Here is a 25,413-nt window from a genome sequence, read left to right as displayed (position 1 = left end):
ACCGGCAAGCCAGTCCTATGCTGCTGCCTTACTGGCGAGATCCGTCATACGACCGTCCAGCGCGTCCATCACCGTTTGCCAGGCCTTGGCCATCGGCCCGATGCCGTCCGCGAGCCCATCGAACCGATGCCGGGCCATGGCGCGGGCGAGCTTGAATTGCATGACCTTGGCGCCCTCGGCGATCGCCGCGGCGGCTTCGATCGCCTCAGCGAGACTGGTCTCGCCGTGCCGTCCCAGCCATTCCAGATGACTGGAGAGGAGTTCGAAATTGGCGCCCACCTGCCGCAACGTGTTGAAGGCGTAGACGTGAAAATACTCCGGTGACCGGCCGGCCAGCACCTCGGCATGGCCGCCGAACACGGCCGCGTAAGCGTCGAGCGGATTGCGCTTCGGCCTCCGCCGCAGATGCTGCGCGAGGATCTCGGTAGCCGCACCGACCGGATCGCGCGAAGGGCGCGTGGCGTCGAATTTGACGAACTCGGCGTAAGGAAACAGCGGCAGGCCGCCGGCCGGCGCGCCGTCGCGCTGTCCGAAAATGCCGTCGTAGTCCTCGCCGTCCAGCGCAAAGTAGCCGTCGTTGTGGAAGTACGCCATGTGGCGGCGCCCGGGAACGAGCACGTTGATGCCGACCGTCGTCTTGGAATGGCCGGTGCGATAGGTGATGCCCTTGGTGTCGGGCAGATGGAAGGCATCGACCTCGACCAGCGGTAGCCGCCCGCGCTCGATCTGATTGAGAACATGCGTCTCCAGGCGATCGAACACGGACAGTTCCTGGATATCCAGGCCGGCCAATCGCTGCAGGTCGGCCGTCGGGAATTTGAAGAACGTGAACTGGTCGCCTTCGAAATCCTGCGCGACGGTGAAGCCGAGCGCCGCGACCGGGTCATTCCCGGTCGCATGCATCACCTCGATCAGCAGATCGACATAGCAGTTGGTCTGCGGCCATCGCCGCTCCGGATCGTGCAACCCGTGCGGCTTGTGGGCGGCCGGATCGAGCCCGGCGATGGCGCTCTTCATTTCAGTTGCCCCAAATCAGTTGCTCCAAAGCGTCTCGCGCACGGAAGCCGGCCAGGCCTCGACGTCAGGGCCGTGATGGCGGAACAGCGCGAGCGCCACGCGCTCCAGCCCGAAGCCGACGCAGGCCGAGTGGCACAGGCTGCCATCCGCGAACTTCAGGCCCCAGGTCTGGCCGAAATGGTCGCGATGGTAGTTGAAGGACAAGCAGGCCGTCGGTTTCTCGATACTGGTCACCGGGATCAGCAGCTCGAACTTGAGTCCTTCGTCGCGCTGGTTGTTGGCCATCATCTTGCCGCCGCGGCCGAAGAACGGATCGTTGGCGAGGTCAACTTCGCACGGCAGGTCGAGGGATTCGATCATCGCCTTGCCGCGCTCCAGCCAGCTTTCGCGGAAGGCGCACACCTGCTCGGCCGTCCCGATGCGGACGAATTCGCGCATGCGGAACAGCTGCATGCGCGCCGGATCCTTGGAAGGCTCGTGGCGGAAGCAATAGGAGGAAAGCTCGAACAGGACACCATCGTCGGGCACCGGACCGCGCGCGGCAACGGTCGGATAGAGCGGGTAGCAGGCGGCCGGCGTCAGCACCACGTTCGTCGCCTGCTGCAGTTCGGTCCAGTCCTCTCCCGCGGCCATCATGCCGAGAAGCTGCGCATGCTCGCGCTCGCCGCCCATGAAGGAATGCACGCAGCCTGCAAGCTGCGGGAAGCTTTTCATATAGCCACTGCCTTCAAGCGTGGCGCGACTCATGCCCGGCGGGAAGTGGATGCGGGTTGCCTTGTCCGGCGCTCCGATGCGCGTCACGAGCCGCTCAAAGCGCTCGATCACCTCTTCGAAAACGCCGGAGCGGCCATAAAGCCCGTCCACTCCGGTCTTGAACAGGATGCTCTTGTCGAACAGGGTGTCGAGCAGGCTCGTGGCATCGAACGTCTTGGCGTCCATCTCAACCTCTCAGGCTGGTGTCAAAGCGGCTCATCAGCAGGAGCGTCGCGGTGTTGGAAAGAATACGGTCGTTCGAAATCATCAGCGGCGCTGAGCTCACATCGCGCAGGTGTCTGCCGACGCTGAACGGCGTGCCGTTCTTGTAGCCGACGATGCCGTTGACCAGCATGGCGAGCCGCACGATCGCCCCAGCCTTCTCGCTCGCAGCGACCTTCAGCGCGTTGATCTCGGCGGTGAAGCCGATCGAGGAGAGCGCGTCGTCATTGCCCTTGGCCGCATCGAAGCGGTGAATGGCCGCCGTGAGATGACCCTTCATCTCCTGAAGCAGGGCGGCCGCTTCGGCGAGCCGTAGCGCGCCCGGCGGGAGACTTCCATCCGCCTGCTTGCGCGCCGCAGCCTTGACGAACGCTTGCGCGCGATTGAAGGCGTCGGTGGCGATACCGAACCAGGTCGCGCCCCAGAAGATATGCGAGCTCGCCAGCATCGACTGCGCCGCGATCTCCGAGAACGGCTTGGGGAAGATCTGCGCCGCGTCACCGTGCGCGACAAGATGGAAACCGTCCGAACAGGTGCCGCGCATTCCGAGCGTGTCCCATACGGAGGTGCGCTCCAGCGTACGGTTCAGGTCTGCGGGAATGACAACCATCACCTGATCAGAGCTTGCGGCGTCCGGAGCGCGCCGCGCCGTGGCGAGAATTGCGTCGGCATGGCGGCCGTAGGAAATGACGGTCGCTTCCTTGGTCAGCGAGAAACGGCCGTCTGCCATTTCAACCGCACAGATCGAATTGCGCAAATTGCCGCCGATGCCGGCTTCCGTGGTCGCGGAGGCCATCAGCAACTGCTCAGCCGCAATGCGACGCATATAGGCCAGATGCCAGTCGCTGGCGCCGCCGTGGCTGACGAAGCTCGACGTCTTGATCTGATGCATGGCGTAGATCATGGCGCTCGAGCCGCACGCCTGGGCGAGCTGGACGATGAGATCCGCGATCTCCATCGTGCCCAATCCCTCCCCGCCATGCTCGACGGGGATCGCGACGCCGAGCAGGCGCTCGCGCTTCAATGCTTCGATGGTGTCGGCCGGAAAACGGCCCTCGCGGTCGACCGCGTCGACCTGCTGCGCGGCGATCTTGGCGACCCGACGCATGCGCTCGGCCGGCGTGTCGGCAGAGGCCGGCACCGGCTCTATCATTCTCACCACGCTCATGGTGTTACGCCGCCTGCTGTGTCAGCCGTGAAACGGCGTCCGCGACGTTGGAGAGCGACGAGAAGGTCCGTCGCGTGAGCATCGCTTCGGGAAATTCGATGTTGAACTCTTCCTCAAGCGCCAGCATCACCTGCACCGTGGCGAAGGATGTCAGCCCTGCGTCATAGAGATTCGTGTCGTCGGTGATCGTGTTGAAATCCAGCGAAATCATCGGCTGCTGCTCGAGCAGCGCGCGGATACGATCAATCATTGGTTGCCCCACCTGTCATTGAAGTTCTTATGCGGCGGCAATAGCGCAACGACGGCAACGGCGGCGTTAACGCCGGAACTACAATGCTACAGACAGCTAACGATCCGTAACGAACACTGCCGAAAGTGCGGGACTTGTACCGTCTTGGTGCGCTTGCCGCATACGGCCCTGGTCCGCGTCGCGCAGAACGGCGCGGCGATGATGCCCGCCACTGGCTTCGCTTGCCTTCGGGATCTCGGCGCAGGTCACGTCCCGGGGGCGGGAATTCAGGCAAGCCGATGAAGCCCAACGGCAAATTCTCTCGGCGCAATCCGTCCGGCAGGCTCGCGAATCGGCGGCCCGATCGAGAGGGTGGTCGCAGGCTGCGGGACAGCCTGGCAGCTGTGTCTGGATACCGTCTCCTGCACCGCGGCTGAGCAGAATTGTGTCCGGAGTTGGCCGTGCCTGCGTTCTAGACAGGCCTGACCATATTTTAGGCGCGGCGGAATAGCGCAGGGGCAACTCCCTCCCGCAAAGCGGGAAAAGGTCCGGATTCATAATCCATTAGCGAACTCCGGCCGTTTGGCACGGCATTTGATTCTAAGGGTCCAGGCTGTGCCCGCGTAGTGGATGTCCTCCGCGTGGTGAACCTCAGTCGAAACTCCCGGTGTTCATTCGCACCGGGCCCAAGCGGGGATAGGACTCATGAAAATTGTTATGGCGATCATTAAGCCATTCAAGCTCGAAGAGGTCCGTGACGCCCTGACCGCCATTGGCGTTCATGGTCTCACGGTGACGGAAGTCAAAGGCTACGGCCGCCAGAAAGGCCACACGGAAATCTATCGCGGTGCCGAATATGCCGTGAGCTTCCTGCCCAAGATCAAGATCGAGGTCGCGGTCAATTCCGATCAGGTCGACAAGACCATCGACGCCATCACCTCCGCCGCCAAGACCGGTCAGATCGGCGACGGCAAGATCTTCGTCATCAGCCTCGATCACGCCGTGCGCATCCGCACCGGCGAGGCCGATGCCGCGGCCCTCTGACTTTCGCGCTCAAACCTTAAGACCTCAGGAGTGAAATAACATGACGTTCAAGCGTCCCTACGGCGCGGGACTGGCGGCCCTTGCAGTCGGCCTGTTCGCCGCGACCGCCGCCTACGCCGAGCCGACCGTCAACAAGGGCGACAACGCCTGGATGCTGACCTCGACGGTGCTGGTGCTGCTGATGACCATCCCGGGCCTCGCGCTGTTCTATGGCGGCCTGGTCCGCTCCAAGAACATGCTCTCGGTGCTGGCGCAGGTGTTCTACACGGTCTGCCTCGTCACCGTGCTCTGGGCCCTCTACGGCTACAGCCTCGCCTTCACCGGCGGTTCCGACTTCATCGGCGGCTTCTCCAAGGCCTTCCTGATGGGCGTCACGCCAGACTCGAAGGCGGCGACCTTCTCGGTCGACGCCAACATCTCGGAGCTCATCTATATGTGCTTCCAGATGACCTTCGCGGCGATCACGCCGGCCCTCATCGTCGGCGCCTTCGCCGAACGCATGAAGTTCGCGGCGATCGCACTGTTCATCCCGCTCTGGGTCACCCTGATCTATTTCCCGATCGCGCACATGGTCTGGTACTGGCCGGGTCCGGACGCGATCCAGGATGCCGCCAAGGCGCTCGCCGCCGCGGCTGACGGCGCGGCCAAGACCGCGGCGCAGGCCAAGCTCGACGAGATCAACGCCGATGCCGGCTGGATCTTCAAGAAGGGTGCGATCGACTTCGCGGGCGGCACCGTCGTGCACATCAACGCGGGTATCGCCGGCCTGGTCGGCGCGCTGCTGATCGGCAAGCGGACCGGTTATGGCAAGGAGCTGATGGCTCCGCACTCGCTGACCATGACCATGATCGGCGCCTCGCTGCTCTGGGTCGGCTGGTTCGGCTTCAACGCCGGCTCCAACCTCGAAGCCAATGGCGGCGCTGCGCTCGCCATGACCAACTCCTTCGTGGCGACCGCCGCGGCGGCGCTGTCCTGGATGTTCGCGGAATGGATCATCAAGGGCCATCCCTCGCTGCTCGGCGCGCTGTCGGGCGCGGTCGCGGGCCTCGTCGCGGTGACCCCGGCGGCCGGCTATGCCGGTCCGATGGGCGCCATCGTACTCGGCCTCGTGGTCGGCGTGGTCTGCCTGTTCTTCTGCACGGTCGTGAAGAACGCGCTCGGGTATGACGACTCGCTCGACGTGTTCGGCGTTCACTGCGTCGGCGGCATCGTCGGCGCGCTCGGCACCGGCATCCTGGTCAACCCGGCGCTCGGCGGTGCAGGCATCATCGACTACACCGCGATCCCGCCGAAGGTCGCCGACTACGACTTCGCGGCGCAGATGATCTCGCAGGTTTGGGGTGTCGGCACCACGCTGGTGTGGTCGGGCATCGGTTCGGCGATCCTCTACAAGATCGTCGACGTGATCGTCGGCCTGCGCGCCAACGTCGAGACCGAGCGTGAAGGCCTCGACATCACCGAGCACACGGAGCGCGCCTACAACATGTAAAATTAACGGCCCTTGAGGGTCGTTAATTTGGGTTCTCCCGGGGCGCGGCCTCCCCAAGCGGTCGTTCCCAGAACTACGGTCCGGACACATACCCGGCAATGTCCGGGCCGTTGAGGGGCTCCAGCGCAAGCTGGGGCCCCTTTCTTTTTTCTGCGGCTTGAGAAAATATTGTCGGAATTGCCTGCCATTGTGGAATGGCAGGCTACAAACAACGAAAACGGGAGGACGTCATGAAGGTGCAGGGCAGATGCTATTGCGGCAAGGTGCGCTATGAGGCCGAGGGCGAGCCGATGATGGCGGCGCAATGCCTGTGCCGGGAATGCCAGTACATCACGGGCGGCGGACCGAACATGTTCATGGCGATGCCGACCACCGGCTTCAAATACACCGCCAGCGAGCCCAAGCAGTTCACCCGCAAGGATCTCGACCGCGCCGTGACGCGCGAGTTCTGCCCGGAATGCGGCACGCATCTCGTGACCAAGGTGCCGGGCCTGCCCGCCACCATCCTGAAGGTCGGCACCTTCGACGACCCCTCGGTGTTCACCCCGCAGATGACGATCTACACCTGCGACAAGCAGACCTTCCACCATCTGCCCGAAGGCAAGCCGTCGTTCGAGAAGCTGCCGGCGCGGTAGTCGCCCCGCATCGGGTCGTAGTCCGGATGGAGCGGCAAGTTGGAATCGTCATGGCCGGGCTTGACCCGGCCATCCATCCCGCTTCGCAAGACTCTGGCCTAGCGTGCGTAGCCCGGATGGAGCGCAGCGCAATCCGGGTCTGGCCTATCCACGGACGAAGCGGCCCCGGATTTCGCTTCGCTTCATCCGGGCTACGATGCTGCTGGATTGATGGATGCCCGGGTCAAGCCCGGGCATGACGAGTTGTGGGTCATGCCATCGCGCCTCGTCAGTCGATCAAAACTTCCTCGTCCGGCAGCTCGCTCAGTGCGCCGTCGCGCAAATAGCGATCGAGGATGTCGGCGAGCGACAGCGGCGTCAGGCGCTCACTCGCGCTGGACAGATCGGCGATCGGCCACCAGCGGAAGCAATCGAGCACCTTTGCCTCGGCCTCGTCGGCCATCACGGGCGCGAAGCGATCGGCGCGCACGATCCGGTACTCTTCCTTTTGAGAGATCCGCCGGCCGCCCCAGTTGAAGGTGTGATGACGCCGCCAGACGGCGGGGGCCGTGGGCGAAATCGACCAGCCCCAATTCCTCCGCCAGTTCCCGCTGCAGGGTCGCTTCCGCCGTCTCGTCACCCTCGACGCCGCCGCCCGGCGCGATCCAGAAGCAGTCGCCGCCGTGCGGCGGGCGAATCCGCATCAGCAGGACTTCGCGCTCGCCGGTGATGATGAGCGCCCGGACGGCGCGGCGGTGGATCATGTCTCGGAGCAATTTCGATACGGCTTTCTGGCGTGAGCGCTGATATCACGCGCCGGCCGATCGTGCCGCGCCGCCGATGGTTAATCGCGTCTTAACCTCGCCCTATCTATGGTGACTTGATCGGTTTACGGTCGGCGCCCCCTACCCTCCGACCGCAGTGAAAGTGCTGGCATTTCAATCATGGCAATGACCGCCTCATCCGGCTTGGCGCAGGGCGCCGGCGATGTCGCATCCGCCGGCCAGGCCGAGCGTTCCCCTTTCTTGCGCACGACCGAGCTGCTGGCGCCCTATCAGCCTGCCAAGCCCTTGATTACGCTGTCATTAGGCGAGCCGCAGCACCCGGTGCCCGATTTCGTCGGGCCAGTGCTGGCAAAACATACCGCCGAATTCGGCCGGTACCCGATCGCGAAGGGGATCGAGCCGTTCCGCCGCGCCGTCGCGACCTGGCTGTCGAGCCGGTTCCAATTGCCGCGGCCGGTCGATCCGGAGAGCGAGGTGATGGTGCTGAACGGCAGCCGCGAAGGGCTGTTCTTTGCCGCGATCTCAGCCTCGCGCTATGTCGCGCCACGCAAGGGCCGGCCGGCGATCCTGATGCCGAACCCGTTCTATCCGGCCTATGGCGCCGGCGCCCGCGCGGCCGGCTGCGAGCAGATCTACCTGCCGACCACGCTCGGCAACGGCTTCCTGCCCGACCTTGATTCGATCGACGAAGCGACGCTGGCGCGTACCGTCGCGTTCTTCATCGCCTCGCCCGCCAATCCGCAGGGCTCGGTCGCCTCGCGCGCTTATTTCACGCGGCTGAAAGAGCTCGCCGATCGCTTCGGCTTCATCATCCTGAGCGACGAGTGCTACTCGGAGATCTACACCCGCGAGGCGCCGGGCAGCATTCTCGAATGCGCCGGTCCCGACTTCAGCAATGTGGTGGCGTTCCAGTCGCTGTCGAAGCGCTCGAACCTGCCGGGCATGCGCGTCGGCTTCGCCGCGGGCGACAGGAAGTTTCTGGCCGCATTCCACGAGCTGCGCAATGTCGCCGCGCCGCAGGTGCCGGTGCCGCTGCAGCATGTCGCGGTCGCCGCCTATAGCGACGAGGCGCATGTCGAGGAGAACCGCAGGCTCTATCGCATCAAGTTCGATTTCGCCGACCAGATCCTCGGCAACCGCTACGGCTACAAGCGTCCCGCCGGCGGCTTCTGCGTCTGGCTCGACGTCTCCGGGCGCGGCGGCGACGAGGCGGCGGCGGTCAGGCTCTATCGCGACGCCGGCGTGCGCGTGATTCCCGGCAGCTATCTGGCGCGCCAGCAGAACGACGGTTCCAATCCGGGCGCGGGCTATATCCGCCTTGCGCTCGTCTCCGACAGTGAATCGACGGCCGAGGCGATGCATCGCCTGGTCGAAACCCTGGGTTAATCGCGAAGCGCGAAGATTGAGTATGCCAGCGATCGAACGTGTCATCCCCCTGGTCGGCCATCTGCCGCTCTCGCTCCGCGAGGCGCTGGCGCGACGGCTGCGCGAACTCACCGGGCTCGGCCTGATCGCGCTGTCCGGCGCCATCACGGCGGCGCTGATGACCTGGTCGGTGCAGGATCCGTCGCTGAGCCACGCCACCTCGCGCGCGATCCGCAACGTGCTCGGCTATCCCGGCGCGATCGGCGCCGACCTGTTGATGCAGATCCTCGGCCTCGGCGCCATCATGCTGGTGCTGCCGGTCGCGGTGTGGGGCTGGCGGATGCTGACGCATCGCCCGTTCGACCGCGAGGCGCTGCGGCTCGGCTGCTGGATCCTGTGCACGGTGATCGCGGCGGGCTTCGCCAGCTGCTGGCCGCACAACACCGCATGGCCGCTGCCGACCGGGCTCGGCGGCGTGGTCGGCGACGCGCTGCTGCGTGCGCCGGCCGTCGTGTTCGGCCCGCCCGGCTTCATCTATCGCGTCGTGCTCGGCTCGATCCTGGTCGTCGCAATGACGGCAAGCTTCCTGTTCGCCTGCGGCTGGGGCGCCAAGGAGCAGGACGACGAGCTGACGCCGATATCTGACGATGACGAGCCGTTCGTCGAGGAAGAAGACAACGACCGCAGCTCGGTTTCGCTGGGCTGGCTGTTCCATGCGCTGATGAGCGCGAAAGCGCGGCTCGGCTGGCTGCTGACCACCGCCTACAGATCGCTGGTCTCAAGCGGAGCCCAGGGCCGCAGCGCTGCGTTCGAGCGCCAGGAGCCGAATATCGGCGGCGGCCGCTCGGCGCCCTCGATCGCGCCCGCGCATGAAGACCATGATGAGGACGAAGCTGAAGCTTTCGACGACGATGAGGAAGAGGAGGACGAGGAGGACGAAGCTCCCGCCGCCCGCGCCCCGCGCAAGAAGGCCGAGCCGAAGCCGAAGAAGAAGAATTCCGACAAGTTCGAGCTGCCCTCGGTCTCCGTGCTCAGTGCGCCGAAAGCCAGCGATCGCCAGCCGCTGAGCAAGGCCGAGCTCGAAACCAATTCGCGCGCGCTCGAAGGCGTGCTGCAGGACTTCGGCGTGCGCGGCGAGATCGTCAAGGCCAATCCCGGCCCGGTGGTCACACTGTACGAGCTCGAGCCGGCGCCCGGCATCAAGTCGTCGCGCGTGATCGGGTTGTCCGACGACATCGCGCGCTCGATGAGCGCGCTGTCGGCCCGCGTCGCCGTGGTTGCCGGCCGCAACGCGATCGGCATCGAGCTGCCGAACGCGCATCGCGAGAAGGTCTATCTGCGCGAGCTTCTGGTCGCCAAGGAAAGCATCGATTCGGTTGCGAAGCTGCCGCTGTGCCTCGGCAAGACGATCGGCGGCGATCCCGTCATCATCGATCTGGCGCGCACGCCGCATATGCTGATCGCCGGCACCACCGGCTCCGGCAAATCGGTCGCGATCAACACCATGATCCTGAGCCTGGTCTACCGGCTGCGGCCGGATCAGTGCCGCCTGATCATGGTGGATCCGAAGATGCTCGAACTCTCCGTCTATGACGGTATCCCGCATTTGCTGACGCCCGTCGTCACCGATCCGAAGAAGGCGGTGGTGGCGCTGAAATGGGCCGTGCGCGAGATGGAAGAGCGCTACAAGCGGATGGCCAAGCTCGGCGTGCGCAACATCGACGGCTACAATGCGCGCCTGGTCGAAGCCAAGGCCAAGGGCGAAGAGCTGACGCGCACCGTGCACACCGGCTTCGACAAAGAGAGCGGCAAGGCGATCTACGAGGAAGAGAAGCTCGACCTCGAGCCGCTGCCCTACATCGTCATCATCGTCGACGAGATGGCCGACCTGATGATGGTCGCCGGCAAGGATATCGAAGGCGCGGTGCAGCGCCTCGCACAGATGGCACGCGCCGCCGGCCTGCATGTCATCCTCGCCACGCAGCGTCCGTCGGTCGACGTCATCACCGGCACTATCAAGGCGAACTTCCCGACCCGGATCGCCTTCCAGGTGACGTCGAAGATCGACAGCCGCACCATCCTTGGCGAGATGGGCGCCGAGCAGCTGCTCGGCCAGGGCGACATGCTCTACATGGCGGGCGGCGGCCGCATCAGCCGCGTGCACGGGCCGTTCGCCTCCGACGAGGAAGTCGAGAAGGTCGTGCGTCACCTCAAGACGCAAGGCGCACCGGAATATCTCGAAGCCGTCACCGCGGAAGAGCCGACCGACGAGGACGGCGCCGTGTTCGATGCCACCGGCATGGGCGGCGACGGCGGCGGCGATCTGTTCACGCAGGCGGTTGCGATCGTCAAGCGCGACCGCAAGGCGTCGACCTCCTACATTCAGCGCCGGCTGCAGATCGGCTATAACCGCGCCGCCTCGCTGATGGAGCGGATGGAACTTGAGGGCATCGTCGGTCCGGCGAATCACGCCGGAAAGCGCGAAATCCTGGTCGGGGAGGAAGAAGGCCAGTTCTGATCGGGGGCGATCATCACGGAAAAACCATATCTCCCTCGGAAGAGGCGGGATAAAATCCGGCGCAGCGGGACGAGCGTCGAACAGAGACCTGACATATCTGATGGCAAAACACCTCATTGACCGCGGCACGCGCACCGCGCTGGCTCTTCTCGTCACCGCCGCGATCGCCGGCGCTGCGACTGCGCAGAATGCGCCGCCGCCGAAGCCCGCACCCAGCGCTGGAGCCAAGGCTGCGCCAAAGAAGGACGCCGGCGCGCAGACCAATGCGGACAAGGGCCCGACGACGACCGGCGCCACCCAGGCACCGCCGAACCCGGTGATTCCCGATCCGCGCCGCAACGTGCCCGCCAACATCTTCCAGACCTTCGACGCCAACCAGAAGGCGCAGGCCGCCAAGGTCTCGGCCTACCTCTCGTCGCTGCAAACACTGGTCGGAAATTTCGTCCAGGTCGGCCCCGACGGCACCAAGACCAAGGGCGATTTCTACATCCAGAAGCCCGGCAAGCTGCGCTTCGAATATGACGATCCGAGCCCGATCGAGGTGATCGCGGACGGTTCCTCGGTCGCGGTGCGCGACCGCAGGCTCGCCACCCAGGACGTCTATCCGCTGTCGCAGACCCCGCTGCGCTATCTGCTGTCGGATCGCATCGACCTGATGAAGGACACCAACGTCATCAGCGTCACCGCCGACGACGTGTTCGTCAGCATCACGATCGAGGAGAAGCAGGCGCTGGTCGGCACCAGCCGCTTCCTGCTGATGATCGGCGCCAAGGACGGCAAGCTCAAGCAGTGGACCGTCACCGACCCGCAGGGCTACGACACGACCGTTGCGGTCTACAATCTCGACGCGACGCAGAAGCCCGATCCGGCGCTGTTCAAGATCGACTTCACGACCTATCCCGGCACCTCGCCGGGCTGATCGCGATGCCGTAGGATGGATAGAGCGCAGCGAAACCCATCGCGGTCAGGGCGCGCTGCGTCAATGATGGGTTTCGCTTCGCTCTACCCATCCTACAAGCGCTTGCTTGTGGACAAAGCGCCAACCCGCACTGAGAACCGTGCTAAGACGCAGCTCTCATGCGGTTCTCCGTCACCACCTGGAACATCAATTCGGTGCGCCTGCGCATCGACACCGTCGCCAAGTTCATCAAGAGCGCGCGGCCGGATGTGCTGTGCCTGCAGGAGACCAAATGCATCGACGATGCGTTTCCGCTGAAACGCTTCAAGCGGCTCGGCTATGAGCACGTCGCGCTGAACGGACAGAAGGGCTATCACGGCGTCGCCATCGTCTCGCGCCTACCGTTCGAGACGACCGACATCAGGACGTTCTGCGACAAGATCGATTCACGGCACATCTCGGTGTCGTTCGGCGAGAAGGCGCAGCTGTCAAAGCCGCTGGTGCTGCATAATTTCTACGTACCGGCCGGCGGCGACATTCCCGATCCCGCGCTCAATCCGAAATTCGAGCACAAGCTGCAATTCCTCGACGAGATGAAAGCTTGCGAGCCGCTGCATCCGCGCGGCGACGACCGCCACATCCTGGTCGGCGACCTCAACGTCGCGCCGCATGAGAACGACGTCTGGTCGCACAAGCAGCTGCTCAAGGTGGTCTCGCACACGCCGGTCGAAACCGAGAAGCTGCTCGCCGCGCAGGCGCATGGCGAATGGTTCGACATCGCGCGCGAGCGGATCCCGATGTCGGAAAAGGTCTACACCTGGTGGAGCTACCGCGCGGCAGACTGGACCGTCGGCGACCGCGGCCGCCGGCTCGATCACATCTGGGTCTCGCGCGCGCTGAAGGATCAGGTCAGCGATTTCAGGATCGCCCGCGACGCCCGCGGCTGGGAGCGCCCGTCGGACCACGTGCCGGTGACGGCGGTGATGGAGGTTTAGGGGCGCCGCCGACCCCCGATCCGTCATCCTGAGGAGCGCGGAACGCGCGTCTCGAAGGGTGCACGGCCCGGCTGGTGGCCGTCGACCCTTCGAGGCTCGCTGCGCTCGCACCTCAGGGTGACGGTTCAATGACCTTGCGGAATGACGCGCCGAAAGTTCACGTACTCAACTTCCCGCCCGCCATCAGGATATCGCTTGCGAGCTGGCTGGTACGCAATGCGAGTTCGTCGCGCAGCCGAACGGCCGCGGCGGGATCGCTTTCCAGCACGCGCTGGAACAGGCTGCGCGCGACGCGGATCACCGAGCCGCGCTCCAGCGCGGTGGCGGTCGACGGCCGCTTCATCGCGACGATCAATGCGAGCTCGCCGATCAGCGCGCCGGGACCGGCAATGATCTCGGCGCCGCCTTCCTCGACGCGGAAGGTGCCGCGCTGCACGACATAGCCGGCGTCCGCAGCGTCGCCGGCCTTGAACAGCACGTCGCCTGCGTTGAAATCACGTTGCTCGGAGCCGATCGCCAGCATGCGCAAGGAGCTCTCGCCCAACAGACGCATCGTCGGGACCCGCTCGAGCAGGGCTACGTCATCATCGATCGACATTCAGGTCCGGTAACCGCGGCGCGCCTCGATTTCACGAATCGTTGAGCGCAAAGCGTATCACGGCACCAGCTTGTAGCCACCGGCTTCCGTCACCAGGATTTCCGGGTTGGCGGCATCCTTCTCGATCTTCTGGCGGAGGCGGTAGATGTGGGTTTCCAGCGTGTGGGTGGTGACACCGGAATTGTAGCCCCAGACTTCTTGGAGCAGGGTCTCGCGCGAAACTGGCATCTGGCCGGCGCGGTAGAGGAAGCGGAGGATTGCGGTTTCCTTCTCGGTCAGCCGCACCTTCCTGGCATTGGCGCCGGTCAGCATCTTCGAGCCGGGCCGGAACGAGTAGGGGCCGACCGAGAACACCGCGTCCTCGCTGGCCTCGTGCTGGCGGAGCTGCGCCCGGATCCGGGCCAGCAGCACCGCGAAGCGGAACGGCTTGGCCACATAGTCGTTGGCGCCGGATTCGAGCCCCAGGATCGTATCGGAATCGGTGTCGTGGCCGGTCAGCATGATGATCGGAGCCTTGAAGCCGCCCTTGCGGAGCGAGCGGACCACTTCGCGGCCGTCGGTATCGGGCAGGCCGACGTCCATCAGGACCAGATCGGGGGAATTGGCTTTGGCGGCAGTGGCGCCCTTGGCGCCGGTGTCGACTGCGGAGGCTTCGAATTCCTCGTGCAGCGACAGCTGCTCGACCAGCGTATCGCGCAGATCGGTATCGTCATCCACGATCAAGATCTTGCGGGCATTGGCCATAGGTACAATCCTTCGGGGGCGGGGCGGTCAGAAGCGGAGGGCGCCTATGGCCGTAACATCGGCTAGATATGTTCTCAGGTAGGCGATTGTTACCGATTCACAAGGCAACGCAGTCTACCTCAAATCCGGCGGGGCAGGACGTGAATGTCCTGTAATGCCGGGAGATAGAATGTTCTGAACCTCCAAGGCAAGCTCAGTTTGGAACGATTCTTAAGGGAAGATCAGCTATTTCAATCACTTATATGACAGTTAAACGTGATCGCCAGCTCTCCATCATCGAGGTCCGAGCAGCCGCCGGCGACCCGCGCCGGGGCTGGCTGTCGGCCGATGGCTGGACCGTGCCGGTGGCGCTCGGGCGCGGCGGAATCCTCGCCAACAAGCGCGAGGGCGACGGCGGCACGCCGCGCGGCGTCTTCCATCCGCGCCAGCTCTGGTGGCGCGCCGACCGGCACCAGCGTCCCACGACTTTCCTGCCGACCCGGCCGATCCGTCGCGAGGATGCCTGGTGCGAGGACCCCGCCGACCGTCACTACAACCAGCCGATCCGGCTCGATCGCGAGCAGGGCGGCGACCGCCTGACTCGCGAGGATCATCTCTACGACTTCATTATCGAGATCGATCACAACGCCGCGCCGCGCATCGCCGGGCGCGGCAGCGCCGTATTCCTGCATCTGGCGCGGCCGAATTTCTCGCCGACCGCGGGCTGCGTGTCGATGACGAAGGCCTCGATGCTGCGGCTGTTGCGGCGGATGTCGCCGCAGACCCGGATCGTTATTGGGTAGGGTGGTGGAATAGCTCAGCATCGGTTTTCCCACGCGACAGGCGCGACGCGTTTGTGCTGAGATCGCGCGCAACCAAGAATAATTCCCGCGGGAGTGAAAAAGCATGCTCGACAACAACCAGATCGCCGCTGCCTCGAACGTCCTGAGCGAGCACTGGCACGCGGGAACAAAACTCGGCGCACTCGATGGCGCAATTCGGCCGCGCGATCGCGCCGAGGGCTATGCGGTGCAAGCTGCGCTGGAGAAAACGTCGCGCGAAAAACTGTTCGGCTGGAAGATCGCGGCGACCAGCACGGCCGGCCAGAAGCACATCAATGTCGCCGGACCGCTCGCGGGGCGCATCCTTGCCGAGACGGTGATACCGGATGGCGGCACCGCGTCGATGCAGGGCAACGAGATGCGCGTCGGCGAGCCGGAATACGCCTTCCGCATGGCGCGCGACCTCGCGCCGCGCACAACGCCCTACAGCGTGCAGGAGGTGCTGGATGCCGTCGGCACGCTGCATCCGGCGATCGAGATTCCGGATTCGCGTTTCGCCGATTTCGTCGCCGCAGGCGAAGCGCAGCTGATCGCCGACAATGCCTGCGCGCATCTATTCGTGCTCGGACCCGCAACGACAGCGGACTGGCGCGCGATCGATCTGGTCGAGGACCGCCCGACCATCACACTGCGCGGCGAACGCTATATCGGCCACGGCAAGAACGTGCTCGGCGATCCCCGGATAGCGCTCGCCTGGTGCGCCAACGAGCTGCGTGCGCTCGGGCTGACCTTGCGGGCAGGGGAAGTCGTCACCACAGGCACCTGCCATCCCCCGCTGCCGATCGCCGCCGGCGATGAATTCGCCGCCGATTTCGGCGCGATCGGAAAAGTGTCGGTGAAGTTCGCGTAGGCTGCGCGCTCACCGCACACGCCAACGTCGTCCTGGCGAAGGCCAGGACCCATACGCCGCGGCCTTAGAAAAGGGCGCGCGGCGAGACACGCATCCAAACACCGTCATCCTCACGCAAGGGCTTTGCCTTTGTCGCTGGAGGTGCGAGCGTAGCGAGCCTCGAAGGATGCACGGCCCGACTGGTGGCCGTCGATCCTTCGAGACGCCGCTTCGCGGCTCCTCCAGCGACAAAGGCGAAGCCTTTGCGCGGGGATGACGGTTCTGATGACGGCAAGCCTCAGTGTGATCCTGGCGGACACCAAGCGACACTAGTTATGCGGCACCGTCCGCGTCCCAAAGATCGCCGAGCCCACGCGCACATGGGTGGCGCCCATCTGGATCGCCACGGCGAAATCCGCGCTCATGCCCATCGAGAGATTTTTGAGGCCGTTACGCGCGGCGATCTTGGCGCAGAGCGCGAAGTGCGGCGCCGGCGCCTGGTCGACCGGCGGGATGCACATCAGCCCCGAGACCGGAAGGCCGTAGGTGTCGCGGCAGGCCGCGATGAAGGTATCCGCGTCCTGCGGCGCGACGCCGGCCTTCTGCGGCTCCTCGCCGGTATTGATCTGGACGAACAGTTCCGGGTGCTTCCCTTGATTTTTGATTTCCTTGGCTAACGCTTCGCAAATGCTGGTGCGGTCGACCGAATGGATCGCATCGAACAGCGCGACCGCCTCCTTGGCCTTGTTCGACTGCAACGGCCCGATCAGATGCAGCTGCAATCCCGGGTGAGCCTGGATTAGCGCCGGCCACTTGCCCTTGGCCTCCTGCACGCGGTTTTCGCCAAATACGCGCTGTCCTGCGCCGATAATCGGCAAAATTGCGTCAGCCGCGAACGTCTTCGACACCGCGATCAAGGTCACCGACGCACGGTCGCGCCGCGCTTCCTTGCAGGCATGGGCGATCTCGCGTTCGACGGCGGCGAGGCCGGAGGCAGGGTCATGTGGTGAACCGGGCGGTAACGGCGTGGTCGGGCTTTGCGTCATGCTTGTGCCGTTCTCTGACAGGTGCGGGGGGTTGGCTCGAATTTTACCAAATTCGGGAAAGGCTTTTTGAAGCCCTGCATTCTACCTTGCGCACGGGCAAGGGGATAGAATGTCGGGCGTCACTTTCAACCGCAACCGGGTCAGGCTCAAGAAGGTTCTGGGAATTCGTGCCCGGCTGGCCTTGCTTGCGCTGATGCTGGTCGCGCCCCTGATGCTCGACCGCGTCCGCACGCTGGAAGACTCCCGCAGCAAGCAGATTGCGCAGGCCGCGGCCGGCTATGCCAGCCTCACCGCGCATGCCGCCGAGACCCAGCGCGAGGTGGTCTCCTCGGTCGAGACCATGCTGAAATCCGCCGCCTATATCCGCGCCTCCGGCGGCATCGCGCAGAGCTGCGAGGTGCTGCGCGCCAGCCTGCCGACGGTGCTGCCCTGGATCCGCAGCATCATGTTCGTCTCCAGGGACGGGCTGGTGCAGTGCTCGACCCTCAACGTCCAGGTCGGCCTCAATGTCGGCGACCGCGAATATTTCAAGAAGGCGCAGGACAACCGCGGCTTCGTGTTCAGCGACTATCTGCGCGGCAGGACCAACGGCCGCCCGATGATGATGGCCGCCTATCCGGTGGCCGCGATCAATCCGGAGCAGGATGCCGTCGTCGTCGCCGGCATCAACATCGATTGGCTGTCGCAGATCATGGCCAATCTCGGCGGCCAGCCCGGCATGTCGGCCGTTCTCGTCGACAGCACCGGCGTCGTGATCGCCGCGCCCGCGGATCATGCGAGCCTGATCGGCCGCTCGCTCGACACCATCCCCTTGATGGCCGCGATCGCCGAGAAGGCGCTGAGCTATGACGAACCATCCGGCTCGGTGTCGTTCACGGCGTCCGACGGCGCGCAGCGCACGCTGAGCTTCGCGCGCATCGCCGGAACGCAGTCGCGGCTGATCGTGAGCATGGATGAGGCCAAGGTGACCGCGGCGATCAACCGCGAGATCCGCACCGCCTATCTGCAGCTCGGCTTCGTCTGCCTTTTCGTCTTGTTGGGTGCCCTGGTCGGCGCCGAGCGGCTCGTCATCCATCCGATCGAGCTGATGACCGGCATGGCGCGGCGGTTCGGCGAAGGCGACTGGTCGGCACGCGTCGCCAAGCACAAGCTGCCGTCGGAATTCGTGCCGCTGGCGCGCGCCTTCAACGCGATGGCGGCGCAGCTCAGCCAGCGCGAGCGCGAGCTCGTCGCCTCCAACGATCGCCTCACCGTGATGGCCTCGATCGACGCGCTGTCGGGCCTTGCCAACCGCCGCGGCTTCCAGAGCCGGCTCGACTTCGAATGGATGCGGGCGCAGCAATATGAATGCGAGCTGTCCCTGATGATGATCGATGTCGATCACTTCAAGCTCTACAACGACACCTATGGCCATCCCGAGGGCGATGCCTGCCTGACCCGGATCGGCGAGGTGCTGTCCGGGATCGCCGCCGACACCATGGGCTTCGCCGGCCGCTATGGCGGCGAGGAATTCTGTCTCTTGCTACCGAACACCGACGCCGCGCATGCGCTCGCGATCGGCGAGACCGTGCGCACCGCCGTGCTCGGCCTTGCCGTGCCGCACACGTCCTCGAGCCATTGTGTCGTCACCGTCAGCGTCGGCGTTGCCACGACCAAGCCGAACGAGACCCAGCGCCCCGGCGACCTGATCGAAGCCGCCGACGCCGCCCTCTACGCCGCCAAGCGCCGCGGCCGCAACGCCGTGATCGAGCACGGCTTCCTGCAGACGCTGGACGAAGCCGGGATGGCGCTGGCGAGCTGAGATCATGCGTGGCCGAGCCGCGCCATGAGCGCGGAACCATGATGATCGGCGACGCCGCATATTTTCGTCAGGACGTCGAGGAGGCTGCAGACGGCGCCCCTGCGACAGAGGCAGGGCGGCTACGCGACGGGATGGGGCGTTTGGAGGCCCCAAGCCGTTGACCGCGCAGGCGCTTTTGTGGCCTAGTCCGCCGTCCCCGGATGGGACCCGAAAATCACCCAAAGCCACCCAAAATCCTTGCGATTTCATGACCGCCGAACGCTACAACGCCCGTGAATCCGAACCCCGCTGGCAGCGCCTGTGGGACGAAAAGGCGATCTTCGCCTCCAAGAACGACGATCCGCGGCCGAAATACTACGTCCTCGAGATGTTCCCCTATCCGTCGGGGCGCATCCATATCGGCCATGTCCGCAACTACACGCTCGGCGACGTGCTGGCCCGCTTCATGCGCGCCAGGGGCTACAACGTGCTGCACCCGATGGGCTGGGACGCGTTCGGCCTGCCGGCCGAGAATGCCGCGATCGAGCGCAAGGTGGCGCCGAAGGCCTGGACCTACGACAACATCGCCGCGATGAAGAAGCAGCTGCGGTCGATCGGGCTGTCGCTCGACTGGTCGCGCGAATTCGCGACCTGCGACCCCAGCTACTACAAGCATCAGCAGAAGATGTTCCTGGACATGCTGCGTGCCGGCCTCGCCGAGCGTGAAAAGCGCAAGCTGAACTGGGATCCGGTCGACATGACCGTGCTCGCCAACGAGCAGGTGATCGACGGCCGCGGCTGGCGCTCGGGCGCCGTCGTCGAGCAGCGCGAGATGAGCCAGTGGGTCTTCAAGATCACGAAGTACTCGCAAGAGCTCCTGGAAGCGCTGGATGGTCTCGACCGCTGGCCCGACAAGGTGCGGCTGATGCAGCGCAACTGGATCGGCCGCTCCGAGGGCCTGTTGATCCGCTTCGCGCTGGATGCGGCGACCACGCCGGCCGGCGAGAGCGAGCTGAAGATCTTCACCACGCGGCCGGATACGCTGTTCGGCGCCAAGTTCATGGCGATCTCGGCGGATCATCCGCTGGCGGTAGCCGCCGCCGCGAAGAACCCGAAGCTCGCGGAGTTCATCGCCGACATCAAGAAGATCGGCACCGCGCAGTCGATCATCGACACCGCCGAGAAGCAGGGCTTCGACACCGGCATCAAGGCGGTGCATCCGTTCGATCCGAGCTGGAAGCTGCCGGTCTATGTCGCGAACTTCGTGCTGATGGAATACGGCACCGGCGCGATCTTCGGCTGCCCGGCGCACGACCAGCGCGACCTTGACTTCGTCAACAAGTACGATCTCGGCAACGTGCCGGTGGTCTGCCCCGAGGGCCAGGACCCGAAGACGTTCGTCATATCAGACGTCGCCTATGACGGCGACGGCCGCATGATCAATTCGCGCTTCCTCGACGGCATGACCATCGAAGCGGCCAAGGAAGAGGTCGCCAAGCGGCTCGAGGCTGAGTTGCGCGCCTTGCCAGGGGAAGGAAGGTTGGCGCCGGTCGGCGAGCGGCAGGTGAATTTCCGCCTGCGCGACTGGGGCATTTCGCGCCAGCGCTACTGGGGCTGCCCGATCCCGGTGATCCATTGTCCGAAATGCGACGTGGTGCCGGTGCCCGACGACCAGCTGCCGGTGACGCTGCCGGAGGATGTCAGCTTCGACAAGCCGGGCAACGCGCTCGACCATCATCCGACCTGGAAGCATGTGACTTGCCCCAAGTGCGGCGGCAAGGCCGTGCGCGAGACCGACACGATGGACACCTTCGTGGACTCGTCGTGGTACTTCGCGCGCTTCACCGACCCGTGGAACGAGACCGCGCCGACCACGCCCGCGGTCGCCAACCGGATGATGCCGGTCGACCAGTATATCGGCGGCGTCGAGCACGCGATCCTGCATCTGCTCTACAGCCGCTTCTTCACCCGCGCGATGAAGGCCACCGGCCACATCGACATGAGCGAGCCGTTCGCCGGCATGTTCACCCAGGGCATGGTGGTGCACGAGACCTACCAGAAGGCCGACGGCAGCTGGGTCACGCCGGCCGAGGTGAAGATCGAGGTCGGCGGCAACGGCCGCCGCGCGGTGCTGATGGCGACCGGCGAGGACGTCGCGATCGGCCCGATCGAGAAGATGTCGAAGTCGAAGAAGAACACCGTCGACCCCGACGACATCATCGCGAGCTACGGCGCCGACGTCGCGCGCTGGTTCATGCTGTCGGACTCGCCGCCGGACCGCGACGTGATCTGGAGCGACGAGCGCGTGCAGGGCGCCTCGCGCTTCGTGCAGCGGCTGTGGCGGCTGGTGAACGAATCGGCCGAGATCGCCAAGACGGCGCCGGCGGCCCGGCCGGCGACGTTCGGGCCCGACGCATTGGCGCTGCGCAAGGCGGCCCATGGCGCGCTCGACAAGGTGTCGTCCGGGATCGAGCGGCTGCATTTCAACGTGTGTCTCGCCCATATCCGCGAGTTCGCCAATGCGCTGTCCGAGGTGCTGGCGAAAGGCGACAAGCCGGCGCCGGACATGGCCTGGACGGTCAAGGAGGCCGCGACCATCCTGGTGCAGCTGTTTTCGCCGATGATGCCGCATCTGGCCGAGGAGTGCTGGGTGGTTCTGGGCCAGACCGGGCTGGTTTCCGAGGCCGATTGGCCACAAATCGAGCGCGATTTGCTGGTCGAAGACAGCGTGACCCTGGTCGTCCAGGTCAACGGTAAAAAACGAGGTGATGTTACCGTGCCACGGGCGGCGCAAAATGCGGATATAGAGGCTGCCGTTTTGGCGCTCGATGCGGTAAAAGCCGCCTTGGGTGGCAAAGCCGTCCGCAAGGTGATCGTGGTGCCCATGAGGATCGTCAATGTTGTCGGCTAGGATCAGGATCGCCGCCCGGCTCGTGGCCGTGGCTGCCTTGGCCGCGCTGACGGCCGGATGCTTCCAGCCGATGTATGCCGAGCGCACCCTCGACGGCCAGTCGTCCGCCCTACGCGAGAAGCTGATGGGCGTCGAGGTTCCGCCGGTCGACAAGCCGAACGCCTCGCGCGAAGCCCGCGTCGGCGTCGAGGTCCGCAACGCCCTCGCCTTCAAGCTCTACGGCACCGCCACCGGCGCACCGCCGACGCATCGGCTGGTGCTGCGCTTCACCACCAGCCGCTCCTCGCTGATGATCGACCAGGCCACGGCGCTGCCGACCAGCGAGAACTACGGCATCGACGCCCAGTTCAACCTGGTCGAGATCGCGTCGAACAAATCGGTCATGACCGGCACCACGTTCTCGCGCGTGTCCTATGACATGCCCGGCTCCTACCAGCGTTTCGCCCGCGCCCGCGCCTTCCGCGACGCCGAGGACCGCGCCGCGCAGGAGATCGCCGACAACATCCAGACCCGGCTCGCCTCCTTCTTCTCCACCGGAACCTGATCGCCGCATTGGTCGCGCTTCGCGGAAAAGAGATCGACAGCTTCCTCGCCCGGCCTGACGCCGGCCGTCCGATCATCCTGCTGTACGGCCCGGACCTCGGCCTGGTGCGCGAGCGTGCCGACGCGCTGATGGCCTCCGCGGTCGACGATCCCAACGATCCATTCTCGCTGGTGCGGCTCGATGGCGACGAACTCGCCGCCGAACCGTCGCGGCTGGTCGACGAGGCCATGACGATGCCGCTGTTCGGCGGCCGCCGCGCCATCCGCGTCCGCGCCGGCTCGCGCAACTTCTCAAGCGGCGTCGAGACGCTGACCGAGACCACCGCGCTCAGGGATTGCCGCATCGTGATCGAGGCCGGTGAGCTCAGGCCGGAATCGGCGCTGCGCAAGATCTGCGAGCGCGCCAAGAATGCAGTGGCGATCGGCTGCTATCCCGACACCGAGCGCGACCTGACCAAGCTGATCGAGGACGAGCTGCGGGTATCGAATCTGCGGCTCGCGCAGGATGCGCGCGCGGTACTGATGTCGCTGCTCGGCGGCGACCGCATGGCCTCGCGCAACGAGCTGCGCAAGCTTGCGCTGTTCGCGCACGGCAAGGGCGAGATCACGCTCGAGGACGTGATGACCGTGGTGTCCGACGCCTCCGAGCTGAAGCTCGACCCGATCGTCGACGGCGCCTTCGCCGGCAATGCCGCGCTGGTCGAGAGCGAGTTCACGAAAGCAATGGTCGCCGGCACCTATCCCGGCGTGATCATCTCGGCCGCGCAGCGCCAGGCGGCATGGCTGCACAAATCGGCGCTGGCGATCGCGGACGGCACACCGGCGTCAGCCGTGCTCGACGGCGGCTTCCCGCGGCTGCACTTCTCGCGCAAACCTGCGGTCGAAATCGCGCTGCGCAATTTCACGCCGCCGCGGCTGGTGAGCGTGATCGATCAGCTCGCGACCGCGGCGCTCGACATGCGCAAGCAGGCCTCGCTCGCCGCCGTGATCGCACAGCGCGCGCTGCTCTCGATCGCGGCGAATGCGAAGCGGCGGGGTTGATTTGATCGAGTCATTCCGGGGCATGCGAAGCATGAACCCGGAATCCAGCGGTGATCGAAAGAGATTCCGGGTTCGCGCTAACGCGCGCCCCGGAATGACGAAACCGCTAACCGCCCTCGAGCCGCCGCACCACCTCGTCGAGTTGCTCGAGGTTGCGGTAGCTGATCTGGACGGTGCCGCCGGGATCGCGATGGCTGACGGTGACGGCAAGGCCGAGCGCATCGCTGACGCGCTTCTCGAGCGCCAGCGTATCGGCATCCTTGTCGACCTTGGCCGCGCTGCCACTGCGCGCCTTCTGCGGCTTGCGCTCCGGCACGCCCTCCTCATGCGCCAGCGCCTCGGCCTGGCGGACGTTGAGACCTTCGGCGACGATGCGCTTCGCAGCAGTGAGCGGATCCGGCACACCGATCAGCGCGCGGGCGTGGCCGGCGGAGAGATCGCCTTTCGAGATCAGCGCCTGCACCTCGGCGGGCAGCTTGGTCAGTCGCATCATGTTGGCGACATGGCTGCGGCTCTTGCCGACGATCTTGGCGATGTCTTCCTGGCTGCGTTTGAACTCGTCGGCGAGCGCGTGATAGCCCTGCGCCTCTTCCATCGCATTGAGGTCTTCGCGCTGGACGTTCTCGATGATCATGATCTCGAGCGCGTCGGAATCAGAGACCTCGACCGGCACGATCGGCACTTCATGCAGGCCGGCGAGCTGCGAGGCGCGCCAGCGGCGCTCGCCGGCGATGATCTCGTAGCGGTCCTGCGCGCCCTTGATCGCACGCACCACGATCGGCTGGATCACGCCGCGCTGCCGAATTGAATCGGCGAGCTCGCCGAGCTCGGTGTCGGCGAAGCTGCGCCGCGGGTTGCGCGGGTTGGCCTTGAGGAATTCGATCGGCACCTTGCGCTGGTTGCGCGGCCGTTCGACATGCGCGGCCGCCTCGCCGCCGACATCTCCGATCAGGCTTGCCAGCCCGCGCCCCAGTCGCGAACGCGCTTCATCGGCCATTGTTGCGAGCTCCCTTGGATTCACACGCAGTACTCCAGACTTGAATTTCAAAAGAAACGTAGGATGGGTAGAGCGAAGCGAAACCCATCGCGGCTCGCAATGAGAGTGATGGATTTCGCTTCGCTCTACCCATCCTGCGCATCGTCAATGCGCGCGCAGCTCGCGCTCGCGCTGGATCACTTCGGTGGCGAGCTTGAGATACGCATCGCTGCCGGCGCATTTGAGGTCGTAGACCAGGACCGGCTTGCCGTAGGACGGCGCCTCGGAGATGCGCACGTTGCGCGGGATCATGGTGTCGTAGACCTTGTCGCCCATGAACTGGCGCACGTCGGCAACCACCTGGTTGGAGAGGTTGTTGCGCGAGTCGAACATGGTCAGCACGATGCCGTGGATCGACAGGCTTGGATTGAGCGTCGAGCGCACCTGCTCCACGGTCTGCAGCAATTGCGACAGACCTTCGAGCGCAAAGAACTCGCATTGCAGCGGCACCAGGATCGCGTCCGACGCCGCCATCGCATTCACCGTGAGCAAATTGAGCGAAGGCGGGCAGTCGATCAGCACATAGGTGTAGTCGGCTTCCGGCGAGACGTTGTTGTTCAGCCCTGCGATCGCATCGCGCAGCCGGAACGCGCGGCCCGGCGTGGTGCCGAGCTCGAGCTCGAGGCCGGAGAGATCCATGGTGGAAGCCGCGATGTGCAGCCGCGGCACCGCGGTCGCGACCACGGCATCGCGCAGCGGCGCCTCGCCGATCAGCACGTCGTAGGTCGAGCAGCTGCGGTTGCGGCGATCGATGCCGAGGCCGGTCGAGGCGTTGCCCTGCGGATCGAGATCGACGATCAGGACGCGCTCGCCAATCGCAGCGAGTGCGGTGCCAAGATTGATCGCTGTGGTGGTCTTGCCGACGCCGCCCTTCTGGTTGGCGAGCGACAGGATGCGCGGATGGCCAGGCGGCTGGGACGCCTTATCCTCTTGATAAACCTCGTCCATCACAGTCATACCAAAATAC

At 65.2% G+C, this 25,413-nt stretch carries 24 protein-coding genes; 13 read left to right on the top strand and 11 right to left on the bottom strand.

The features are described 5' to 3' along the window. Positions 1-15: 15 nt before the first annotated feature. Genes ACVWYP_RS05380 through ACVWYP_RS05365 form a run of 4 tightly spaced genes read right to left on the bottom strand, consistent with a single transcriptional unit; the run spans position 16 to position 3,410 of the window. Entirely contained in the window at positions 16-1,017 is a 1,002-nt protein-coding gene (locus tag ACVWYP_RS05380) for a DUF1839 family protein (RefSeq protein ID WP_304497997.1), read from the bottom strand. A 15-nt stretch (positions 1,018-1,032) separates the two neighbouring features. Then, a complete protein-coding gene (locus ACVWYP_RS05375) occupies positions 1,033-1,956 on the bottom strand; it encodes an amino acid--[acyl-carrier-protein] ligase (RefSeq protein WP_304497996.1) in 924 nt (307 codons plus the stop codon). Between the two features lies 1 nt (position 1,957). Continuing rightward, positions 1,958-3,160: an acyl-CoA dehydrogenase family protein gene (locus ACVWYP_RS05370; protein WP_304497995.1), complete on the bottom strand. Its 1,203-nt coding sequence runs from the start codon at positions 3,158-3,160 to the stop codon at positions 1,958-1,960. A 4-nt stretch (positions 3,161-3,164) separates the two neighbouring features. Then, the gene (locus ACVWYP_RS05365) at positions 3,165-3,410 is read right to left on the bottom strand and encodes an acyl carrier protein (protein WP_304497994.1); all 246 of its coding nucleotides are present in this window, start codon (positions 3,408-3,410) and stop codon (positions 3,165-3,167) included. Positions 3,411-4,094: 684 nt separating this feature from the next. Between ACVWYP_RS05365 and ACVWYP_RS05360 the strand changes: the two genes are divergently transcribed. From ACVWYP_RS05360 to ACVWYP_RS05350, 3 genes are all read left to right on the top strand, one after another. Then, positions 4,095-4,433: a P-II family nitrogen regulator gene (locus ACVWYP_RS05360; RefSeq protein WP_026192063.1), complete on the top strand. Its 339-nt coding sequence runs from the start codon at positions 4,095-4,097 to the stop codon at positions 4,431-4,433. A 40-nt stretch (positions 4,434-4,473) separates the two neighbouring features. After that, positions 4,474-5,922, top strand: coding sequence for an ammonium transporter (locus tag ACVWYP_RS05355; RefSeq protein WP_028342017.1), 1,449 nt, complete (start codon positions 4,474-4,476; stop codon positions 5,920-5,922). A gap of 230 nt (positions 5,923-6,152) precedes the next feature. Further along, entirely contained in the window at positions 6,153-6,557 is a 405-nt protein-coding gene (locus tag ACVWYP_RS05350; RefSeq protein ID WP_304497993.1) for a GFA family protein, read from the top strand. Between the two features lie 268 nt (positions 6,558-6,825). Here ACVWYP_RS05350 and ACVWYP_RS05345 read toward each other — a convergent pair whose 3' ends face one another. Next, the gene (locus tag ACVWYP_RS05345) at positions 6,826-6,999 is read right to left on the bottom strand and encodes a hypothetical protein (RefSeq protein ID WP_456684318.1); all 174 of its coding nucleotides are present in this window, start codon (positions 6,997-6,999) and stop codon (positions 6,826-6,828) included. Continuing rightward, the gene (locus ACVWYP_RS05340) at positions 6,923-7,240 is read right to left on the bottom strand and encodes an NUDIX domain-containing protein (protein WP_456684299.1); all 318 of its coding nucleotides are present in this window, start codon (positions 7,238-7,240) and stop codon (positions 6,923-6,925) included. The genes ACVWYP_RS05345 and ACVWYP_RS05340 overlap by 77 nt, the downstream gene beginning before the upstream one ends. A gap of 240 nt (positions 7,241-7,480) precedes the next feature. Between ACVWYP_RS05340 and ACVWYP_RS05335 the strand changes: the two genes are divergently transcribed. From ACVWYP_RS05335 to ACVWYP_RS05320, 4 genes are all read left to right on the top strand, one after another. Then, on the top strand, positions 7,481-8,707 hold the full coding sequence (locus tag ACVWYP_RS05335) for an aminotransferase class I/II-fold pyridoxal phosphate-dependent enzyme (protein ID WP_304497991.1): 1,227 nt from the start codon (positions 7,481-7,483) through the stop codon (positions 8,705-8,707). Positions 8,708-8,723: 16 nt separating this feature from the next. Beyond that, entirely contained in the window at positions 8,724-11,204 is a 2,481-nt protein-coding gene (locus ACVWYP_RS05330; protein ID WP_304497990.1) for a DNA translocase FtsK, read from the top strand. A 100-nt stretch (positions 11,205-11,304) separates the two neighbouring features. After that, positions 11,305-12,123, top strand: coding sequence for an outer membrane lipoprotein carrier protein LolA (locus tag ACVWYP_RS05325; RefSeq protein WP_028342013.1), 819 nt, complete (start codon positions 11,305-11,307; stop codon positions 12,121-12,123). 158 nt (positions 12,124-12,281) lie between these two features. After that, positions 12,282-13,097 carry an exodeoxyribonuclease III gene (locus tag ACVWYP_RS05320; protein ID WP_028342012.1) on the top strand — a complete coding sequence of 272 codons (816 nt, stop codon included), beginning with the start codon at positions 12,282-12,284 and terminating at the stop codon, positions 13,095-13,097. Between the two features lie 157 nt (positions 13,098-13,254). Here ACVWYP_RS05320 and ACVWYP_RS05315 read toward each other — a convergent pair whose 3' ends face one another. Both ACVWYP_RS05315 and ACVWYP_RS05310 read right to left on the bottom strand, forming a co-directional pair. Next, positions 13,255-13,695: a cyclic nucleotide-binding domain-containing protein gene (locus ACVWYP_RS05315; RefSeq protein WP_304497989.1), complete on the bottom strand. Its 441-nt coding sequence runs from the start codon at positions 13,693-13,695 to the stop codon at positions 13,255-13,257. 57 nt (positions 13,696-13,752) lie between these two features. Continuing rightward, a complete protein-coding gene (locus ACVWYP_RS05310) occupies positions 13,753-14,439 on the bottom strand; it encodes a response regulator transcription factor (protein WP_016841446.1) in 687 nt (228 codons plus the stop codon). Between the two features lie 242 nt (positions 14,440-14,681). Here ACVWYP_RS05310 and ACVWYP_RS05305 point away from each other — a divergent pair, with 242 nt between their 5' ends. Further along, a complete protein-coding gene (locus tag ACVWYP_RS05305) occupies positions 14,682-15,221 on the top strand; it encodes a L,D-transpeptidase family protein (RefSeq protein WP_304497988.1) in 540 nt (179 codons plus the stop codon). Between the two features lie 103 nt (positions 15,222-15,324). Then, a complete protein-coding gene (locus tag ACVWYP_RS05300; protein ID WP_304497987.1) occupies positions 15,325-16,110 on the top strand; it encodes a 2-keto-4-pentenoate hydratase in 786 nt (261 codons plus the stop codon). Positions 16,111-16,418: 308 nt separating this feature from the next. Here the strand turns inward: ACVWYP_RS05300 and ACVWYP_RS05295 are convergent, their stop codons facing one another. Then, positions 16,419-17,135: a YggS family pyridoxal phosphate-dependent enzyme gene (locus ACVWYP_RS05295; protein ID WP_304497986.1), complete on the bottom strand. Its 717-nt coding sequence runs from the start codon at positions 17,133-17,135 to the stop codon at positions 16,419-16,421. A gap of 109 nt (positions 17,136-17,244) precedes the next feature. On the opposite strand from ACVWYP_RS05295, the gene ACVWYP_RS05290 reads away from it, so the two are divergent. The 4 genes from ACVWYP_RS05290 to holA all read left to right on the top strand — a co-directional run bounded on the left by ACVWYP_RS05290 (position 17,245) and on the right by holA (position 23,410). Then, a complete protein-coding gene (locus ACVWYP_RS05290; RefSeq protein ID WP_411782565.1) occupies positions 17,245-18,936 on the top strand; it encodes a sensor domain-containing diguanylate cyclase in 1,692 nt (563 codons plus the stop codon). Positions 18,937-19,183: 247 nt separating this feature from the next. Next, complete coding sequence (gene leuS, locus ACVWYP_RS05285) at positions 19,184-21,826, top strand: leucine--tRNA ligase (protein WP_304497985.1); 2,643 nt, start codon at positions 19,184-19,186, stop codon at positions 21,824-21,826. Then, complete coding sequence (gene lptE / locus ACVWYP_RS05280) at positions 21,813-22,370, top strand: LPS assembly lipoprotein LptE (protein WP_028342005.1); 558 nt, start codon at positions 21,813-21,815, stop codon at positions 22,368-22,370. The genes leuS and lptE overlap by 14 nt, the downstream gene beginning before the upstream one ends. An 8-nt stretch (positions 22,371-22,378) precedes the next feature. Then, positions 22,379-23,410 (top strand): DNA polymerase III subunit delta, encoded by a 1,032-nt coding sequence (holA, locus tag ACVWYP_RS05275; RefSeq protein WP_304497984.1) that lies wholly within the window; start codon positions 22,379-22,381, stop codon positions 23,408-23,410. Between the two features lie 106 nt (positions 23,411-23,516). Here the strand turns inward: holA and ACVWYP_RS05270 are convergent, their stop codons facing one another. Beyond that, positions 23,517-24,407, bottom strand: a complete 891-nt coding sequence (locus ACVWYP_RS05270) for a ParB/RepB/Spo0J family partition protein (protein WP_304497983.1) — start codon at positions 24,405-24,407, stop codon at positions 23,517-23,519. 144 nt (positions 24,408-24,551) lie between these two features. Continuing rightward, complete coding sequence (locus ACVWYP_RS05265) at positions 24,552-25,403, bottom strand: ParA family protein (protein ID WP_304497982.1); 852 nt, start codon at positions 25,401-25,403, stop codon at positions 24,552-24,554. Positions 25,404-25,413 lie beyond the last annotated feature (10 nt).

Source organism: Bradyrhizobium sp. USDA 3262 (genome assembly GCF_054060035.1).
Note: the sequence above shows the minus strand (reverse complement) of the source record. Positions and strands in the feature narration are given on the sequence as shown.

What these genes read in the sequence shown, in the direction of transcription:
- ACVWYP_RS05380 (WP_304497997.1), bottom strand. Translation starts at nt 1,017, where the DNA reads ATGAAGAGCGCCATCGCCGGGCTCGATCCGGCCGCCCACAAGCCGCAC.
- ACVWYP_RS05375 (WP_304497996.1), bottom strand. Translation starts at nt 1,956, where the DNA reads ATGGACGCCAAGACGTTCGATGCCACGAGCCTGCTCGACACCCTGTTC.
- ACVWYP_RS05370 (WP_304497995.1), bottom strand. Translation starts at nt 3,160, where the DNA reads ATGAGCGTGGTGAGAATGATAGAGCCGGTGCCGGCCTCTGCCGACACG.
- ACVWYP_RS05365 (WP_304497994.1), bottom strand. Translation starts at nt 3,410, where the DNA reads ATGATTGATCGTATCCGCGCGCTGCTCGAGCAGCAGCCGATGATTTCG.
- ACVWYP_RS05360 (WP_026192063.1), top strand. Translation starts at nt 4,095, where the DNA reads ATGAAAATTGTTATGGCGATCATTAAGCCATTCAAGCTCGAAGAGGTC.
- ACVWYP_RS05355 (WP_028342017.1), top strand. Translation starts at nt 4,474, where the DNA reads ATGACGTTCAAGCGTCCCTACGGCGCGGGACTGGCGGCCCTTGCAGTC.
- ACVWYP_RS05350 (WP_304497993.1), top strand. Translation starts at nt 6,153, where the DNA reads ATGAAGGTGCAGGGCAGATGCTATTGCGGCAAGGTGCGCTATGAGGCC.
- ACVWYP_RS05345 (WP_456684318.1), bottom strand. Translation starts at nt 6,999, where the DNA reads ATGGCCGACGAGGCCGAGGCAAAGGTGCTCGATTGCTTCCGCTGGTGG.
- ACVWYP_RS05340 (WP_456684299.1), bottom strand. Translation starts at nt 7,240, where the DNA reads ATGCGGATTCGCCCGCCGCACGGCGGCGACTGCTTCTGGATCGCGCCG.
- ACVWYP_RS05335 (WP_304497991.1), top strand. Translation starts at nt 7,481, where the DNA reads ATGGCAATGACCGCCTCATCCGGCTTGGCGCAGGGCGCCGGCGATGTC.
- ACVWYP_RS05325 (WP_028342013.1), top strand. Translation starts at nt 11,305, where the DNA reads ATGGCAAAACACCTCATTGACCGCGGCACGCGCACCGCGCTGGCTCTT.
- ACVWYP_RS05320 (WP_028342012.1), top strand. Translation starts at nt 12,282, where the DNA reads ATGCGGTTCTCCGTCACCACCTGGAACATCAATTCGGTGCGCCTGCGC.
- ACVWYP_RS05315 (WP_304497989.1), bottom strand. Translation starts at nt 13,695, where the DNA reads ATGTCGATCGATGATGACGTAGCCCTGCTCGAGCGGGTCCCGACGATG.
- ACVWYP_RS05310 (WP_016841446.1), bottom strand. Translation starts at nt 14,439, where the DNA reads ATGGCCAATGCCCGCAAGATCTTGATCGTGGATGACGATACCGATCTG.
- ACVWYP_RS05305 (WP_304497988.1), top strand. Translation starts at nt 14,682, where the DNA reads ATGACAGTTAAACGTGATCGCCAGCTCTCCATCATCGAGGTCCGAGCA.
- ACVWYP_RS05300 (WP_304497987.1), top strand. Translation starts at nt 15,325, where the DNA reads ATGCTCGACAACAACCAGATCGCCGCTGCCTCGAACGTCCTGAGCGAG.
- ACVWYP_RS05295 (WP_304497986.1), bottom strand. Translation starts at nt 17,135, where the DNA reads ATGACGCAAAGCCCGACCACGCCGTTACCGCCCGGTTCACCACATGAC.
- ACVWYP_RS05290 (WP_411782565.1), top strand. Translation starts at nt 17,245, where the DNA reads ATGTCGGGCGTCACTTTCAACCGCAACCGGGTCAGGCTCAAGAAGGTT.
- leuS (WP_304497985.1), top strand. Translation starts at nt 19,184, where the DNA reads ATGACCGCCGAACGCTACAACGCCCGTGAATCCGAACCCCGCTGGCAG.
- lptE (WP_028342005.1), top strand. Translation starts at nt 21,813, where the DNA reads ATGTTGTCGGCTAGGATCAGGATCGCCGCCCGGCTCGTGGCCGTGGCT.
- ACVWYP_RS05270 (WP_304497983.1), bottom strand. Translation starts at nt 24,407, where the DNA reads ATGGCCGATGAAGCGCGTTCGCGACTGGGGCGCGGGCTGGCAAGCCTG.
- ACVWYP_RS05265 (WP_304497982.1), bottom strand. Translation starts at nt 25,403, where the DNA reads ATGACTGTGATGGACGAGGTTTATCAAGAGGATAAGGCGTCCCAGCCG.